Below are 16655 nucleotides of genomic sequence, written 5' to 3' on the forward strand. Positions count from 1 at the left end.
CCCTCTCCCCCCCTCCCCCTCTCCTCTACCCTCCCCTCCTTTGGGCAACTATTGCTCGCCGGCCGGGTTTGTTTTCTTTACACTGCGCTCCGATTCAATTAAGCACGAGACTCGAGACAATTTGGCAACGGCAACCTGTTGTGCTCATTGGGACTGCCTTAGAATCGGAAACGGAAGCACCTCTATTCCGCGCCCGATTGGGCTTGGGTGATTTGACTTGTTTGAAGTTTTCATCGGATAGCCAAACAGAAGCCATCCAATTGTATGTACCTTACCAGTTCCCCCTACCTAACACGCCAGAATTTCAGGCAGCATTTATTCATAAAGTGCGAACTTTGGTGTGTCTCAGCGCTACAGCCCCCGGTTTGACTGTTGTGATCGTGGGGGATGTACCACTAAAAGCTCAAGTGGGTGCTATTCTGGCGGCTGAGTTCGGTTCGCGAGTGCAGGTAGAAAAAACATGTTTGGATGAGAAAGGTATTTTGGTGACGGGCTGGGAATTCTGGCGCGAACATCAAAAAGTTTTACCAGCCCCTCAACTCTTGGTTGTCTCGACTTTACCCCTGCCATCCCTAGAACATCCTTTAGTGGCAGGAAGAGTGTCATACTACAAGCGATCGCATCAGGATTGGTTCCGCCTGTACTTGTTACCCTCTGCGTTGAATGAATTGCAACGGGCTATTGCCCCCGTGCGAGAAAGCAAAGGTGTTGTCGCCCTGCTAGATACTCGTGTCATTCTTAGAAGCTACGGCGCTCAAGTTTTGGCTGCCCTCAGCCCTTTAGCACGAATAAATTATCTTGACCCCAGCTTGTTCTCCCCCACCCAAGAGGAAGACTCGGCTTGAGGAAGATCGGGAATTATGCTTTATGAAGGCTGTTAGTAGTTAGTAGTTAGTAGGTAAAATGCTTGTAAATTCAGTTTCACACCAATAACCAGTGACCAGTGACCAGTGACCAGCGACCAGCGATCGTTATCACTAATTACTAACCACTAACTACTAACAATTTCACGCCAAATATGTAAATTCGGTGCATAAAAGTTTATGAACGGTCAACTTTTGGGTGGTCGCTATCAAATTATTCAAGTTTTAGCACAAGGAGGATTTGGGCAAACTTATCTTGCTAACGACACCCACCGTCCCGGTCATCCTGTCTGTGTCGTCAAGCAACTACGACCAACAAAACAAAACCCAGAATTGATGCCAAAGATTCAGCTTTGGTTTAAAAATGAAGCGGAAATTTTGGAAAGATTGGGTTTACATGACCAAATTCCACAATTACTAGCGTATTTTGAAGAAGACAAAGAATTTTATCTAGTTCAAGAGTACATTGCCGGACACACGCTCACCCATGAGCTAATTTTGGGACAACCCTGGGACTCAAAACGGGTTACCAATTTATTAACTAGTATTTTAGAAATCTTACAATTTGTTCACAGTTACGGAGTTATTCACCGCGATGTGAAACCTTCTAACTTAATTAGAAGACAAACAGACGATAAATTAGTTTTAATCGACTTCGGTACAGTTAAACAAATTCCACCCCTAGATGGGGAAGGTTTACAAAATTTAACAATGGCAGTAGGCACTCCAGCTTATATGCCCCCAGAACAAATTTACGGTTACCCTCAACTTAACAGCGATGTTTATGCAGTGGGAGTTATTGGCATACAAGCAGCAAGTGGATTATCTGCTCAAGAAATAAAAACTCTTATCGATCCTAATAGTCCGTATGCAGGTATAAAAAATTGGCGCGATGGGGCTTCAATTAGTCAAGAACTGACTGAGATATTGGAAAAAATGGTGGAGTCCGATCGCCGCCAACGCTATCAAAAAGTAGACGATGTCTTACAAAACTTACAAAAAATTGACCAACCCAGTCGAACTTTTGCTATCGAATCAAGATCGCCATTATTCAGTCATTCTACAGGTTCAGATGTAACAAGGATTGAAGCAACACCTCAGCACCAGTTTTTGGCAAAATGGCTACCCATAGGGCTAGGAGTTATAACTCTTGCGATCGCTACAGCCGCAGGGCTTTACTTTTTCCTAGTACCCAAATCCCTCATACCCAAAGAAGACAATCCCACGGACAACCAAGAACAAACCTCCTTAAGAGGCAAAGAAGAAGGATACATTCTTGCAAGAGTTGTTGCTGCTCATGAGAGTTTTGTTTGGTCAGTTGCTTTAAGTGCGGATGGACAAACTCTTGCAAGTGGTAGCGAGGACAAAACCATTAAAATTTGGCAAGCCGTCACTGGAAAACTATTACATACGCTAAGAGCGCATTCTGAGAATGTCAGAGCAGTGAGTCTCAGTGCAGATGGACAAACATTGGTGAGTGGGAGTGGGGACAATACTATCAAAATTTGGCAGACTCGGACGGGTCAACTGCTTAATACCCTCAAGGGGCACTCTCAACCCGTTTGGTCGCTGACCTTAAGCCGTGATGGTCAAACCCTTGTCAGTGGAGGACAAGATAACACTATTAAAATTTGGAATGTCCGCACTGGAGAACTCTTAAAAACTCTGAACGGACATAAGAGCGCAGTTTTTTCTCTGGCTTTGACACCTGATGGTCTGACTGTTGTCAGTGGTAGCCAAGATAAAACTATCAAGATTTGGAATCTACAAACCGGAAAATTAATTCGCACGCTTGAAGATCATACTGATGCTGTCAGATCTGTAGCCATTAGCCCAGATGGGCAAAAGTTTGCCAGTGGCAGTTGGGACAACACAGTAAAGATTTGGGATATCACAACAGGCAAGTTACTCCGCACAATTCAAGGACATAGCGATCGCGTTGTTGCCGTCGCCTTTGGTTTTGATGGCGAAACACTGGCTAGTGCAAGTGTTGATAAAACCGTTAAGATTTGGGACTTACAAACGGGAAATTTGTATCAAACTCTTTCCGGGCACTCTGACTGGGTATTGACTATGACGATGAGTTCTTGGGGACACATTCTAGTAAGTGGTAGTCGCGATCGAACTATGAGGATATGGAAATAACATAATAAAGTTAGAGGTCTCCCATGCTAGATAACAAAAAAACTCAAAACCAAGCTCCTGTTCGCAAACCCTCAAAACTGCTTATTGGGGGTATTGCGGCTGTAGTAGCGCTTTCTGGCACTGCATTCGGGGTTTATCAGTGGCAGACCAATTCTTCTATTGAAGTAAAACCCATAAATTGGCAGAAGATTCATCTTGTACAAACCTTTACAGGTCATACCGACCGGGTTTGGTCAGTTGCGGTGAGTCCGGATGCCATGTCAAAGAGGCGTTTGCCTTTACTTGCGACTGCTAGTGAGGACAAAACTGTTAAACTTTGGGATTTGCAAACCGGAAAACAGTTTGAGACTTTATTCGGGCATTCTAAAGGAGTTTTGTCAGTTGTTTTCAGTCCCAACGGACAGATGTTAGCTAGTAGTGGGAAGGATGCAACTATCAAACTTTGGGATGTGTCATCAGGAAAACTCATTCAGACTTTGGCCGAGCATCCCAAAAATGTCAGATCGGTTGTTTTCAGCCCAGATGGGCAAACACTCGTTAGTAGCAGTTGGGATAACACGATTAAAGTATGGAACGTGCAAACGGGTAAATCTCTCCATACTCTTAAAGGTCATACCGAAGGAGTGTTTGCTGTTGCTATTAGCCCTGACGGTCAAACAATTGCTAGCGCTAGCAAAGACAAAACCATTAAGCTTTGGAACTCAACCCAAGGAATACTCATTCGCACTATACGCGGACATCAAGATTCAGTGCGATCGCTTGCCTTCAGCCCTGATGGGCAAACTCTAGCTACTGGTAGCAACGACAAAACAATCAAGTTGTGGAATGTCAGTACGGGAGAACTTAATCGGACTCTTGCTGGCCACACCAGTTTGATTAACTCTGTTGCCTTCAACCGCGATGGGCAAACCTTAATCAGTGGTAGTGAGGATAAAACCATCAAACTCTGGAATGGAAATACGGGAGAACAAATCCGTACATTTACATCAGATTCTGATGTTGTCACGTCTGTTGTCTTTTATCCAGATGGGCAAGGCTTTGCCAGTGGTAGTGGAGATAAGACTGCCAGGGTCTTTTCGTTTTAGATAAGAACTGCTAAAACTCATAACTTTTTCTCCCTATTGGTGCAACCAAGCGCTATTATCAGCCATAGAATTGATTCTTTTTTAACACTATGGGTGAAGCAAAGCGTCGTAAAGAATTAATAGGAGAGAAATACGGTCAAGAAACCCGTATCCTACCTTGGGTACCCGTTACCAAATCGCAAGCAGAATTTCTTGTTAAATGGGCAAATCGCCTAACCTGGTTTGGAATCGGCGGTTTGGTCGTTGCTTGGTTGACCATTCGTTTTATCGGTCCGGCTTTTGGTTGGTGGCAAGTTGTTGGTTAATGCTTAGGGAGTAGGGAGTGGGGAGTAGGGAGTAGGGAGTAGGGAAAAAACTACTAACTACTAACTACTAACTACTAACTACTAACAAAGTATAAAATATTTGCCGAAATGGCAACACAGTTTTTTAGATTTTAGGTATCTTCAGTGTTAAATCAAACGATTCAGGTTTTTCACTTGAGATTATAGAAGATGAAAATTTTGTATAAATAGTTACTCTTTAGGTTGACAGTTGCCTGCGGAAGAAAAGAACTACTTGCTTTAAGTCTAAACTTTAAGAAATGCACGTGCTGCCTTGAAAATCAGGTAAGGGACTTCCAAAGGAAAAAGTAACCAACTTTCTCTTGTGGTACGGGCTTCTAGCCCGTCACTAATAAAGAACGGGCGAGGACGCCCGTCCCACAAGATGGATAATTTATTTCTTGGATATCCCTAACGCAAAGTAGTAGTACCTCTACTCCCCACTCCCTATTTTCAAGACCGTGAAGCAGATAGTTGGAATATTGTGTCATACTAATTGCTGTGAGATAACTGCCAAGTCAGCTTGCCATCTCTTACAATTTGAAGGGTGTAAAGATGCGCTTATGGCATCAGGGGTAGCATTTTTAGTGTAATGTAGCCGATAAAAAGGAAATATCGGTATTTTCTTTAATTGACTTGTGCCAAATTTAAGTTAGTCTAATAGCGAATTACTCCTGCTTTTCGTCTACCTGACAGAACTTTATAAAGACAATATAAACTTTTTCTGTTCTGTCCGAAATTATGGACTAGCAAACTGAATATTTTGATACGACAATCCAGAAATATATAGATTAACCTAATCTAGGTAGCAATTAAGGATTCTGTTTACATCTATAGAATTGTAATGGATAGTTTACAATACCAGTTGGAGAGAGAATCTAAAAAAAATATAAAAGAGACCCAAATGATAGTGGTGTTAGGAGGAAAGACGTGTTTCTCAGATTAGCACAACAACATAGGCAATTCGTCCAAGACTTAGTGATGAACCTGCAAGCTTTGGCAATCGTGCTAGAGAGGCGGGGATATCCAGCATCCTGCTATACTTGTGGCGACCAAATGAACAGTGCATCATTTATGGTCAGCTTAGGAGAAAATCACCTCATCCGATTTTTGGTCTCCGACTACGGGATCACATGGACTGAGATGCGGGACGATCGCGAATTGATGAAACTAGAAGGCGCAGAGGCGGTAAACCAGCTACAGGAACTTGCCAATATTGTCAAGCATCCCGTGCAACCACCCACAGCAACTAAAACTCTAGCTAAGCGTTATTAAATTTAACATTGCTAAAAAGCTCAAAGACGATCGCTAATTGCTTTCCCTGACAAACGGTTAGCTATCAATTATTGACTATTAGCCATTAGCGATTAGCTATCAAGATGGATATAGCCCAATAATCAGGGTAATTGATTGACGATACCGATCAAAGGTATGGCGATCGTGTCATTTTTTCCCGTGCTATTGTCAAATTTTTTTGACAATAAAGTAAATGCAATATGCATTCATTCATAATTGGGTGCGTCACTATTAGCTGCTAATAGTGAAGCATTAACAGGTTTAGCGCCAGTTTTCTAAATTTAGCCACTAAAATCGAAAATTTCCTCTCATTACCTCAATTCCCCAGACTAGTGGCAGGAGTAATATCTGCAAAGTCTTTCCAACCCGAACTTGTTGTAAAGGCTCGATCCCTTTTCGCTTCAACTATCGTGCTGTGACTTGGGGATCGCTCTATATTATGGCTTACAGCGCTATCAAAGATTTCCAAAAACTTCAGCCCTCTGCCCTTGACCTTGTTTCTTCAAAGAATCTGTTGCACAAGTCGTACAAATTTTGTGCTATGTCAGATGAGGCAGTCTTTTGAGTTTTGAAAATGTCAGACGAAAAGCTAAATCAGCCACAACTTTCTCCCACAAGTGCTCTTGACAAATTATCAAATCAAGAATTAGAGAATTGGTTTGAATATCCTGTGAGAGCTCAACCGCACCATACTGACTATACGGGTGTTGTTTGGCACGGTACTTACATAGCTTGGATGGAAGAAGCACGTGTAGAATGCTTGCGAGCAATTGGGGTTGATTACGCAGAGCTTGTAGTATTGGGCTGCGATTTACCAGTTGTAGAACTGTCAGTACGCTATCACCGTTCTATTCAATTAGGTATGGCAGCAGTTGTTAGAACGCGCATGGCTGAGGTCACAGGCGTTCGTATTAACTGGGATTATGCAATTGAATCACCAGATAGACAAGAGTTATATATGACTGCAAAGGTTACTTTAGTGGCAGTGGATCGCGAACGAGGTAAAGTCTTGCGTCAGTTACCGGCTGCTGTGCAGGACGTTTTGGCACGCCTTTCTGCATCAATAAATCAGTGACCAGTGACCAGTTACCAGTTACCAGTAAAGAATTAGCCCCCATGCTTGAAAGTATTTTCTTTTTTTCATAACAATATAGTCGTGAATACACCTGCTCACTAGTCACTGCTTACTGGTCACTGGTCACTGGTCACTGCTCACTGGTCACTTCTCACTGGTTAGTTTGCGTAGATTTGGGCAAATCCATCACAGAGTTCCAAATATCTGGAGGACTAATACCAAAACCTGCTTCTAATAAAACAATGCTGACAGCAATAATAAATGCAGTATTTGCCGTTGTTTTCATAGCTTTAACTAGGATTGTAAAGACAATCCAAGCTACAAGCAGTGTAGCAATCATAGACACACTACTCCTTTTAGATAACCCTGATGAACAAATGTGTGAATTGACAAAGAAAAGCCGGACTTTTTAACAATTACAAATGTAATACTCTCATAAGTATAGAGGTTTCATATTCTTCATGAGGATTGTTAGTGGTTAGTAGTTAGTAGCGACAGTAACTAGAGACTTGAAGTTTGACTGCTAACTGTTAACCAATAACTACTAACAGCCCTCACGCCAAATAAGTATATCTAATACATTATGGGTTGATTTTGAGTTTTGTAATTGTTCTCCGCTTAATATACAACAAAAAAATCAGAAATTAAGTAAGATGTAGATACTTTTTACAAAAAAATATGGTAATTTTTATTGACTTTCTTCAAAGAGTGCTATAAAAATTAGATATAATGGGGATCTTATTTTCTATAATTCTCAATGGAAAAATTCAGTACTTTTAAGGATGGCACTATCTCAGAAGTGGCTGTAAAACGGTATTATTCAGTACCAAATATATTAGTTTCTAACAGCATACATATTGTTATTGTTAGTTACTTTATAGGGGTATCATTGATAAACACAACCTCAGGTACTGTATCTCCAGGTAGAAGCTAATTAAAGTCAGCATTCAAAAGTCAAAAGTTAAAAGCCAAAATGCTTTGACTTTTGACTTTTAACTTATTGAATTTGATAAAGTTACCGTGCAGAAATAATCTGAGAACGAGATTTCAAGTTGTCTGTTGCTGTTAAAACTTCCTGTCTTGCCCACCGATCTGCTGCCACAATGTCATCTAAAGAAGGATTTGAACGGTTATCTTTTGAGTGGCGCTCGCACACCCATTCAATACACCAAGGAATATCTAAAAACCGGATTTTTTCTTCTAGAAACAAAGCCACAGCTTGCTCATTTGCCGCATTTAATACAGCTGGCATTGAACCACCAGCACGACCTACAGCGTAGGCTAACTTCATACAAGGGTACTTCTGATGATCGGGTTCGCGGAAGGTTAAACTGCCAACTTTAACTAAATCCAAGCGTTCCCAATTTGTGTAAATGCGATCGGGCCAGGATAAAGCGTAAAGTAGGGGTAAGCGCATATCAGGCCAACCGAGTTGAGCCAAGACAGAGGTATCTTGCAGTTCAATCAGCGAGTGAATGATACTTTGGGGATGAATCACAATTTCGATGTCTTTGTAATCCAATCCAAAGAGGAAGTGCGCTTCAATGACTTCCAACCCTTTATTCATTAAAGTGGCAGAATCTACAGTGATTTTCCGCCCCATAGTCCAATTGGGATGTTTAAGAGCATCAGCAACCGTCACTTCTGCTAACTTTTCCACTTCCCAATCACGGAAAGCACCACCAGAAGCAGTCAGTAAAATTTTCTTTAAACCACCTGGTGGAACACCTTGCAAACACTGAAAAATAGCCGAATGTTCTGAATCTGCTGGCAGCAATTTTACACCGTGTTTTTCAATCAGGGGTAAAACGACGGGACCACCAGCAATGAGTGTTTCTTTATTTGCCAAGGCAATATCTTTACCAGCTTCAATTGCTGCAATAGTGGGTAGCAAACCCGCACAACCAACAATACCCGTGACGACTGTTTCAGCATCACCGTATCGGGCAACCTCAATAACTCCAGCCTCACCTGCAAGTAAAATGGGTTGGGGATCGATATCTTTGATTGCTTCTTTAAGTGCTGGTAATTTCTCTACCGCGCACAGAGCAGCTATGCTTGGTCGAAATTGCCGGATTTGAGAAGCCAATAGTTCTACATTATTCCCAGCTGCAAGTCCCACAATCCGAAAGCGATCGCTTGACTGAGCTACTATATCTAAAGTCTGGGTACCAATCGAGCCAGTAGAACCAAGAAGTGTTATTGCTTTCACAATTATTTCGGGATCGACAAACAACAATACTATAAAGTGACCAGTGACCAGTGACCAGTAAATTTCTCAATATTTATACTCATGGACAAAAATTTTTATCTACAGTATGCCTCTGTTGAAGAAAAGCATTGGTGGTTTGTTGGTCGCCGTGCGATCGTGGATATGATGATTCGCAAACTCACTTTGCCAAAAAATCCCAAAATTTTAGAAGCTGGGTGCGGTACGGGTGGTAACTTGAGTATGCTGGCTCGACACGGTCAGCTGTCGGCAATGGAGTTAGATGAAGTTGCTTGTATAATTGCCAACGAGCGGCAAGTTACCCAAGTTCAGTTGGGAAGTTTACCAAATAATATTCCTTGGAAAGAGAAATACGATCTTATTGTTATACTTGATGTTCTGGAACATATAGATGATGATAAAGCAGCTTTACTAGCATTGCATTCAAGGCTTAAGCCTGGTGGTTGGTTATTAGTGACAGTTCCTGCCTACCAGTTTTTATGGAGCCAGCATGATGAAATTAACCATCACAAACGTCGTTACGTGTTAAAAGCCTTGAAGCAACTTCTCAGAAAAGCTGGTTTTGCCGTGCGTTATGGCAGCTACTTTAATACTTTTTTGTTCCCTGTTGTTGCTCTTGTTCGTGGCTTGCGGAAGTTGTTTCGCTTGAAGAGCAATTCTGTTGCTAGCAGTGATATAGCTTTGCCATCGAAACCTATGAATCGGTTTTTGAGTCTTTTGTTTGCAAGCGAGCGCTATTTACTGAATCGGTTTAGCTTACCGTTTGGTGTATCTATTGTGCTTTTAGCACAGAAAACGGAGTAGGGAGTGGGGAGTAGGGAGTGGGGAGTGGGGTTAGTGACTGAGGTAGACTGATACATTTTTTTTTGCAGTTTACTTATCTGTTATTTTGCTTGCAATATGTCCTGTATGATGCTTAGTTATTTATAAGTATTTGTCCTAACTCTAATCCCTACCCCCGACCCCCGACCCCCAACTCCCCACTCCCTACCCCCTACCCCCTAATGTGATTAAGCCAATATACTCCATAGTTATACCGATATATAACGAGGAAGAAAACATTTCTGAAATGCACCGTCGTCTATGTCACGTGATGAAGCAATTAGACGGGGAAACAGAGGTCATCTTAGTAGATGATGGAAGTCGCGATCGCTCGCTATTTCTGATACGCGATCTCCGTCTTCGCGATAGTCGGATACGATACTTGAGCCTAGCTCGAAATTTTGGTCATCAAATCGCAGTCACAGCAGGTTTGAACTTCGTTCAGGGTAGGATTGCGATCGTCATGGATGCCGACTTACAAGATCCACCCGAACTGATTTTGTCCATGATTGAAAAATGGCGACAAGGTTACCAAGTCGTCTATGCCCAACGGATCTCTCGCAAACAAGAAAGTTGGTTAAAACGCTTTACTGCTTTTGCTTTTTATCGCATTCTCCAACGGTTGTCAGATGTAGACATACCACCGGATACAGGAGATTTTTGCTTAATGGATAGGCAAGTTGTCGATGTCCTCAACACGATGCCAGAACGCAACCGCTACATTCGCGGTTTAAGGGCTTGGGTAGGATTTCGCCAAACTGCTGTTTACTTTGAAAGAGAAGCTCGTTATGCGGGAAAAGTCAAATATACCTTTGGTAAATCCTGGGCGTTAGCGCTTAACGGAATTATTTCTCTATCAAGAGTTCCCCTGAGGTTAGCAACCTACTTGGGGTTAGTGTCAGCAGGCGTTGCAGTACTGATGATAGTCCTCGTGCTTTACTGGCGCTTATTTGATCGAGCGACTCCATTAATGGGTTTTACCCTGATAACCATTGCTCTATTCTTTATCGGGTCTGTTCAATTATTCTGCATTGGTATTCTTGGAGAATACATTGGTCGTATCTATGAAGAAGTGAAAGGGCGTCCTATTTATACCTTGAAAGAAACTGGGGGTATTTCTCAACCATCAGTACTTTTAACAGTGACCAGTGACCAGTGACCAGTAGGTTGGGTTGAGGAACGAAACCCAACATCACTTTTAACAGTGACCAGTGACCAGTGACCAGTAGGTTGGGTTGAGGAACGAAACCCAACATCACAGTGACCAATCCCCAATGCCCCATCCCCCATGCCCATCAATTTTTTCCCTTTGACAATGTGGCTATCGAGCCGACTAGTCATCATCATTGTCATGTTATTAATCGCCCCGTTGATTCCTGCCCCACCAAATGGTGTCGCTGCTAAATTTGATTGGGATGTTTTCTCTGCTTGGGATAGCGGTTGGTACGGGCAAATTGCAAATAATGGTTACTATTACTCCGATAACAATAAATTATATTCAGTTGCATTTTTTCCATTATTTCCCTTAGTTACGCGAGTATTTATGACCTTTGGCTTGTCCTTTGAAGTCGCAGGTACATTGGTAAATAACTTGGCGTTTTTAGCAGCATTGGGAGTTCTTTACTTATGGGTTGAAGAGCGTTACAGTACAAGCGCTGCTCGTTGGGCAACTGCTGTTTTAGCGTGGTGTCCCTATTCCCTTTATGGAACTGTAATTTATACGGAAGGGCTGTTTCTCTTGTGCAGCACATCTGCTTTGCGAGCTTTTGATAACAAGGAATACGCTTGGGTAGCATTTTGGGGATCGTTAGCCACAGCAACACGAATCACAGGATTAGCACTTATACCAGCTTTTCTATTTGCGTCTTGGAAACAGCGCAGAGGTACTAAAGCTTTTATTGCTAGTTTGGCTGCTGGTGGAGGTTTGCTTCTCTACAGTTTATATTGTCAAATAAAATTTGGGGACTTCTTAGCATTTCTTCATGCTCAGAAAGGGTGGCGTTCCTCCTATGGCTTTGACTGGCGCAGTTGGTGGAAGATGCTAATGCATATTGTGGTTGGCCCAGTCAATGTAAAATACGGCGGCATCAGAGACTTTTCGTATCCACTACTGTTTGCAATTGTAGTTGGGCTTGGTTATGTCCTGTGGCGGTTCCGTTCTCAACTAGGTTTTGTAAAGGCAAGATACGGATTTGGTTTTTTGTTGTTCTTGCTTTGGCTTATGGCTGGAGATGCATTCCTGAAAGTAGCGATCGTTTTTGGTGGTCTCTTTTTGCTTTGGTTCTTAAGGAAGAATATCCCTCTTGCTGCTCTTATCTATGGCTTTTTCTCTTATGCAATGATTTTTAATACGGGACTTGTAGCTTCTGTTGAGCGTTATGCTTATGCAATTGTATCGCTTTCATTTGCTTTCGGGCTGTTACTTGCTCGCTATCCTGGTTTAGGGTATTTAATTATTGGCTTTTTTGCCATTCCATTGGTCACTTTTGCTGTACGATTTTCCCAGAATCTTTGGTTGGCTTAATTAACTAGTTGTCATTTGTCATTTGCCCACTCACAACTAACAACTAACAACTAACAATTAACATGAAAACAAAACTGATAATTCCTAGTACAGTTGTTTGGATGATTGGTGTTAGTGCTGTTATTCTCTTTGTGTCTAGCAGTTTACGACACATCCTATTTCAATCCACGGCTTTTGATTTAGGAATCTTTGACCAGGCAGTTTACTTGATTAGTCAAGGTCAGCCGCCTATTTCTTCTTTTATGGGTTATCACATTCTTGGGGATCATGCTGCTTTCGTTTTCTATCCCTTAGCTTTGCTGTACAAAATTTATCCTAGTGTTTACTGGTTATTGGCTGTACAGGCGATTGCTTTAGCAATTGGTGCTTTACCGACTTGGTACTTAGCGCATCAAGCTGGATTGACAGATCGGCAATCAATTGCAATGGTAACTGTGTATTTACTATACCCACTCGTTTACAATATCAATCTATTTGATTTCCACCCGGAAGTCATGGCTCTGCCTATGTTATTAGTAGCAGTATGGTGGGCTAAGCAGGGTAAGATTGGGTGGTTTTGTTTCGGCGTTGTCTTTATTTTGGGATGTAAAGCTGTCTTATCACTGACAGTAGCAGCCATGGGTTTTTGGCTACTTCTGATTGAGAGACGGCGTTTCTGTGGTGCTTTTGCTATTGGTACCGGCATTGCCTGGTTTTTCATAAGTTCTCAAATTGTGATTCCTTTTTTTAGTGGTAGGGAAGCAGCCGCAGTTGGGCGTTACAGTTATTTGGGTAACTCAGTTGTAGAAATTGCTCAAAATTTGGTGTTGAAACCAGGGATTGTTTTGGGAAAAGTCTTCTCTCTAGAGAACTTAGGATATTTAATTTTGCTCTTAGTACCTGTTGTATGGGGACTGTCTTGGCAAAGTCTTAAACCTTTAATAGGGGCAATTCCATGTGTCGCGCTCAACCTCATAGCTGATTATCAACCACAAAAAGATTTAGTTCATCAATATTCTCTACCAGCACTGCCATTTTTATTGTTAGCTGTTATTGTCAGCCTTGCTTCAAATCGGGGATGGTTGCGGAACCAAAAAGCCATTATTCTTTGGTCTTTAATAACATTTTTGTGTTTAGCAAAATTTACTCATTTTAGCAGCAAATATTTAGAATTTTTGGATAATTGGCAAGCTACAAGGCAAGCTATTGCTCAAGTTAAATCAAAAGAAAATCTTTACACAACAGCTTCAATTTCTCCACATTTATCACAACGAAAATTTATTCAGTTAACAAATGCTGATTCGCCACCAAAGGATTTAGCTCAGTTTCAATACGTGTTGCTCAATGTGCGTCACCCTGGTTGGGCTAGCAATCAACAGTTTGCTTCTAGCTTGGTCAATCAACTCAAAAATCATTCAGCATTTCAATTAAATTACGATCGCGATGATGTTTATTTGTTTTCTAAACAACGACCATGAAACTCCAAAATACTTTTGGCAAAGGATTATTTTTTGCGATAACAATGTGGCTGGCTAGTCGGTTATTTATTGCAGTGCTTATGTTGTTAATTGCTCCTTTGTTTCCATCTCCAAGTGGGGGTATTGCAGCCACATTTAGCTGGGATGTTTTTCATGCTTGGGATAGCGAACAATACAGGATTATTGCAACTCATGGTTATACTGACTCTCAAAATGGAGAGCCAGCTTTAATTGTTGCTTTTTTTCCATTATTTCCTTTAATTGTTCGGGCAATAATGAGCGTTGGTATGCCTTTCCAAATAGCAGGCTTGTTGGTAAATAATCTGGCATTTTTAGGAGCACTCATAGTATTATATACCTGGATAAACGAGCGTCATGGGGTCAATGCAGCAAGGTGGACAACTGCTGTTTTGGCATGGTGTCCGCTGTCTTTGTTCGGTACAGTGATTTACACTGAAGGTTTGTATCTTCTCCTGAGTACAGCAGCTTTAAGAGCTTTTGATAACCAGAAGTACGGTTGGACTGCGCTTTGGGGTTCTCTAGCCACCGCAACGCGTCCCACTGGAATTGCACTGTGGATCTCCTTATTGCTAGTTGCGGTACTCGATCGCAGAGGGATCAAAGCTATTATTGCCAGTTTAAGCACTGGTAGCGGTCTACTTTTGTTTAGCCTCTATTGCCAAATAAAATACAACGACCCTTTGGCATTTCTCCACGCGCAAAAAGCATGGCGTCCTTCATGGGGATTCAACTGGATGCGTTGGTTAAAGATGTTTATGCAAATTATTGTTGGTTCAACCAATTGGAAGTATGGCTATATAAAAGACCCTTGGCATCCATTATTATTTGTAATAATTACCATCATTGGTTACTTATTATGGCGTTTCCGCAAACAATTAACTGTTAACAAGGTAAGATACGGCTTTGCTTTCTTGGGGCTAGTACTTTGGCTGTTAGCCGGAGATCCCTTGATTAACGTTGTGATGATTCTTGGAGGAACCTATCTAATGTGGCTTTTACGTACTGAACTCAGAACGATCGCACTGGTTTATGGGTTGTGTGCGATCGGTATGCTATTGGCTTCTGGAAGTACAATTTCCCTAAACCGTCTGGCTTACGGCGTTGTATCGCTGTCAATAGCACTTGGTATACTGCTCAGCCATTATCCTCGTTGGGGATACATTGTTCTATCCTCCCTTTCCATTCCACTTGCTAGCTTTGCTGTCAGGTTTGCCCAGGAATTGTGGGTGGCATAGAGATATAACATAGATAATGCAGATTAAAGCACAATTTTTGTTGACTTCATAGAATTTTTAAATACAATATGCTTTTTTTAAACAAGCTTTAATTATTAGTATAGGATTTCACATTGTTCTTCAACAGTGAAATGCTTAAAGGACTTCATCACAAACATACAGAGTATACACAATTTATGAAACTTATATTTAATTTCAGTATTTATACTGAAAACATATATGTTTAACTTAGAATATTAATGAGGTAATAGTCGTAATAAACTTGTGATTGTGAGTTTTCTATTAAGGCAACTGTACCTTATACTTACTCTAGGACAGGCTGACGGAAATAACTATTAGGTGAACTCTGCTCTCCTGAACCTCTCCCCTCTTGAAATAGATCCCTTCTAGATAGAGAATAAAGTCAAATCATCTCAAGTACATCTTGTAAAGATAGGTTAATGGCGGTTGCATCGACCGGATCTTCTTATTTGCAATAAGAAACATATTAAGTCAGCCTACGTCTAGCTTCCTATCTGAAAAATGAGAATATATTAACGATGTTCAAACTTTAACTTTTTTTTCTAGAAGAGAACAATATTCAGCAGTAGAATATACTGGGTTATACGATTTTGAATTTTGGCTTTGAGATTCTAGATAGATCTGTCTTATGCAGCTTGGCTTTTAGCCTTAGGACTTACGCACGCTCTACGAACTCTTGGCGCTCTTGGCGTCTTGGCGGTTTGATAAATCAAGGTTTCTAGCAATTTTTCCGTAAGTCCTGAGCCTAAAAAATGTCGCAAGATTTGTCTAATCAGTTTTATTATGTAAAAAAAACCCTTAGTACTATACAATATCAAATGATTTCTACTTATTATTTAATAGCAATGTGACTTCCAATTAATAGAATTCTAGCCAATATCGAAAGCTTACAACTTATGAGATTGATATCTATATTTGTTGTTAAGTTCGTATTTTAGTTTTCAAGATTTTCTGAAAATCTCTGAAAATCTTAAGTATTTAAAAAAAGTGTGCTATAACATACCGTCATACCGTAATTGACGGTTCCACGTGTGAAGGAGCGCTGGAAGTGGAAAGCAATAAATCATATGTTTGGTCTCAAGGAATATTAATAGCATTAGTTGCTTTGTGCGGTAGCTTTAGTGTTGGTTTGATGATGCCTATCAACCCAAATGCTTCTAAAGCTCATATTGAGCAACCTGTAAATTTAAAAGAAATAGCCGCCAGTACAGGAAATCAACAGCGAGTTGAGAAATTTAAGACGGCAATGATCGCAACTTGGCAGCAAGAGGCAAGCGTAAAAGGTCTTTCCTATGCCATACCATCCCGCTTTCAAGGCGTCACTCTTAAAAGCGCAAACCAGATAACAGGTGAGAAAGTTATTGCGTTAACTTTTGATGATGGTCCCTGGCCCGAAGGCACAACACAAATACTAGAGATTCTTAAGAAAAACAATATAAAGGGTACTTTCTTTGTCGTTGGACAGATGCTCAAGGAATACCCAGAATTAGGCAGAAAAATAGTTGCAGATGGTCACATTATCGGTAACCACACCTGGCATCACTGGTATCACCATTTC

At 41.2% G+C, this 16655-nt stretch carries 14 protein-coding genes and 1 pseudogene; 12 read left to right on the top strand and 3 right to left on the bottom strand.

Features of this window, described 5'->3' with window-relative positions:
- The 6 genes from WA1_RS60755 to WA1_RS39125 form a co-directional block, all read left to right on the top strand.
- On the top strand, window positions 1-845 hold an 845-nt coding region (locus tag WA1_RS60755; RefSeq protein WP_473163457.1), incomplete at its 5' end, for an ATP-dependent DNA helicase.
- Window positions 846-1043: 198 nt separating this feature from the next.
- Complete coding sequence (locus tag WA1_RS39105) at window positions 1044-3008, top strand: serine/threonine-protein kinase (RefSeq protein ID WP_017746049.1); 1965 nt, start codon at window positions 1044-1046, stop codon at window positions 3006-3008.
- Window positions 3009-3031: 23 nt separating this feature from the next.
- On the top strand, window positions 3032-4093 hold the full coding sequence (locus WA1_RS39110; protein WP_017746050.1) for a WD40 repeat domain-containing protein: 1062 nt from the start codon (window positions 3032-3034) through the stop codon (window positions 4091-4093).
- Window positions 4094-4182: 89 nt separating this feature from the next.
- On the top strand, window positions 4183-4398 hold the full coding sequence (locus WA1_RS39115) for a DUF2839 domain-containing protein (RefSeq protein WP_017746051.1): 216 nt from the start codon (window positions 4183-4185) through the stop codon (window positions 4396-4398).
- Window positions 4399-5346: 948 nt separating this feature from the next.
- Window positions 5347-5691, top strand: coding sequence for a DUF1815 family protein (locus tag WA1_RS39120; RefSeq protein ID WP_017746052.1), 345 nt, complete (start codon window positions 5347-5349; stop codon window positions 5689-5691).
- A gap of 595 nt (window positions 5692-6286) precedes the next feature.
- Window positions 6287-6787: an acyl-CoA thioesterase gene (locus WA1_RS39125; protein WP_017746053.1), complete on the top strand. Its 501-nt coding sequence runs from the start codon at window positions 6287-6289 to the stop codon at window positions 6785-6787.
- 151 nt (window positions 6788-6938) lie between these two features.
- Here WA1_RS39125 and WA1_RS39130 read toward each other — a convergent pair whose 3' ends face one another.
- A complete protein-coding gene (locus WA1_RS39130; RefSeq protein ID WP_017746054.1) occupies window positions 6939-7127 on the bottom strand; it encodes a hypothetical protein in 189 nt (62 codons plus the stop codon).
- Between the two features lie 675 nt (window positions 7128-7802).
- Window positions 7803-8999: a 1-deoxy-D-xylulose-5-phosphate reductoisomerase gene (locus WA1_RS39135; protein ID WP_026134957.1), complete on the bottom strand. Its 1197-nt coding sequence runs from the start codon at window positions 8997-8999 to the stop codon at window positions 7803-7805.
- Window positions 9000-9080: 81 nt separating this feature from the next.
- Here WA1_RS39135 and WA1_RS39140 point away from each other — a divergent pair, with 81 nt between their 5' ends.
- Together WA1_RS39140 and WA1_RS39145 are read left to right on the top strand one after the other, a co-directional pair.
- On the top strand, window positions 9081-9821 hold the full coding sequence (locus WA1_RS39140; RefSeq protein ID WP_017746056.1) for a class I SAM-dependent methyltransferase: 741 nt from the start codon (window positions 9081-9083) through the stop codon (window positions 9819-9821).
- Between the two features lie 202 nt (window positions 9822-10023).
- A complete protein-coding gene (locus tag WA1_RS39145) occupies window positions 10024-10998 on the top strand; it encodes a glycosyltransferase family 2 protein (RefSeq protein WP_026134958.1) in 975 nt (324 codons plus the stop codon).
- On the opposite strand, the gene WA1_RS56005 is transcribed toward WA1_RS39145, so the two are convergent.
- Window positions 10959-11192 carry a hypothetical protein gene (locus WA1_RS56005; protein WP_026134959.1) on the bottom strand — a complete coding sequence of 78 codons (234 nt, stop codon included), beginning with the start codon at window positions 11190-11192 and terminating at the stop codon, window positions 10959-10961. The two genes, WA1_RS39145 and WA1_RS56005, sit on opposite strands and share 40 nt — an antisense overlap.
- On the opposite strand from WA1_RS56005, the gene WA1_RS39150 reads away from it, so the two are divergent.
- The 4 genes and pseudogenes from WA1_RS39150 to WA1_RS60760 form a co-directional block, all read left to right on the top strand.
- Entirely contained in the window at window positions 11191-12363 is a 1173-nt protein-coding gene (locus tag WA1_RS39150; RefSeq protein ID WP_017746058.1) for a hypothetical protein, read from the top strand. The genes WA1_RS56005 and WA1_RS39150 overlap by 2 nt on opposite strands.
- Before the next feature lie 62 nt (window positions 12364-12425).
- Window positions 12426-13820 carry a DUF2079 domain-containing protein gene (locus WA1_RS39155; protein WP_017746059.1) on the top strand — a complete coding sequence of 465 codons (1395 nt, stop codon included), beginning with the start codon at window positions 12426-12428 and terminating at the stop codon, window positions 13818-13820.
- A complete protein-coding gene (locus WA1_RS39160) occupies window positions 13817-15076 on the top strand; it encodes a mannosyltransferase family protein (protein WP_017746060.1) in 1260 nt (419 codons plus the stop codon). The genes WA1_RS39155 and WA1_RS39160 overlap by 4 nt, the downstream gene beginning before the upstream one ends.
- A 1069-nt stretch (window positions 15077-16145) precedes the next feature.
- Window positions 16146-16655, top strand: a pseudogene (locus WA1_RS60760) (polysaccharide deacetylase family protein); the annotation flags it as partial.

The sequence above is a fragment of the Scytonema hofmannii PCC 7110 genome (assembly GCF_000346485.2).
GTDB lineage: Bacteria > Cyanobacteriota > Cyanobacteriia > Cyanobacteriales > Nostocaceae > Scytonema > Scytonema hofmannii.

Excerpts from the sequence above, each read along its gene's own strand:
- WA1_RS39130 (WP_017746054.1), bottom strand. The coding sequence starts at position 7,127 with ATGATTGCTACACTGCTTGTAGCTTGGATTGTCTTTACAATCCTAGTT.
- WA1_RS39105 (WP_017746049.1), top strand. The coding sequence starts at position 1,044 with ATGAACGGTCAACTTTTGGGTGGTCGCTATCAAATTATTCAAGTTTTA.
- WA1_RS56005 (WP_026134959.1), bottom strand. The coding sequence starts at position 11,192 with ATGACAATGATGATGACTAGTCGGCTCGATAGCCACATTGTCAAAGGG.
- WA1_RS39155 (WP_017746059.1), top strand. The coding sequence starts at position 12,426 with ATGAAAACAAAACTGATAATTCCTAGTACAGTTGTTTGGATGATTGGT.
- WA1_RS39140 (WP_017746056.1), top strand. The coding sequence starts at position 9,081 with ATGGACAAAAATTTTTATCTACAGTATGCCTCTGTTGAAGAAAAGCAT.
- WA1_RS39125 (WP_017746053.1), top strand. The coding sequence starts at position 6,287 with ATGTCAGACGAAAAGCTAAATCAGCCACAACTTTCTCCCACAAGTGCT.
- WA1_RS39160 (WP_017746060.1), top strand. The coding sequence starts at position 13,817 with ATGAAACTCCAAAATACTTTTGGCAAAGGATTATTTTTTGCGATAACA.
- WA1_RS39115 (WP_017746051.1), top strand. The coding sequence starts at position 4,183 with ATGGGTGAAGCAAAGCGTCGTAAAGAATTAATAGGAGAGAAATACGGT.
- WA1_RS39110 (WP_017746050.1), top strand. The coding sequence starts at position 3,032 with ATGCTAGATAACAAAAAAACTCAAAACCAAGCTCCTGTTCGCAAACCC.
- WA1_RS39150 (WP_017746058.1), top strand. The coding sequence starts at position 11,191 with ATGTTATTAATCGCCCCGTTGATTCCTGCCCCACCAAATGGTGTCGCT.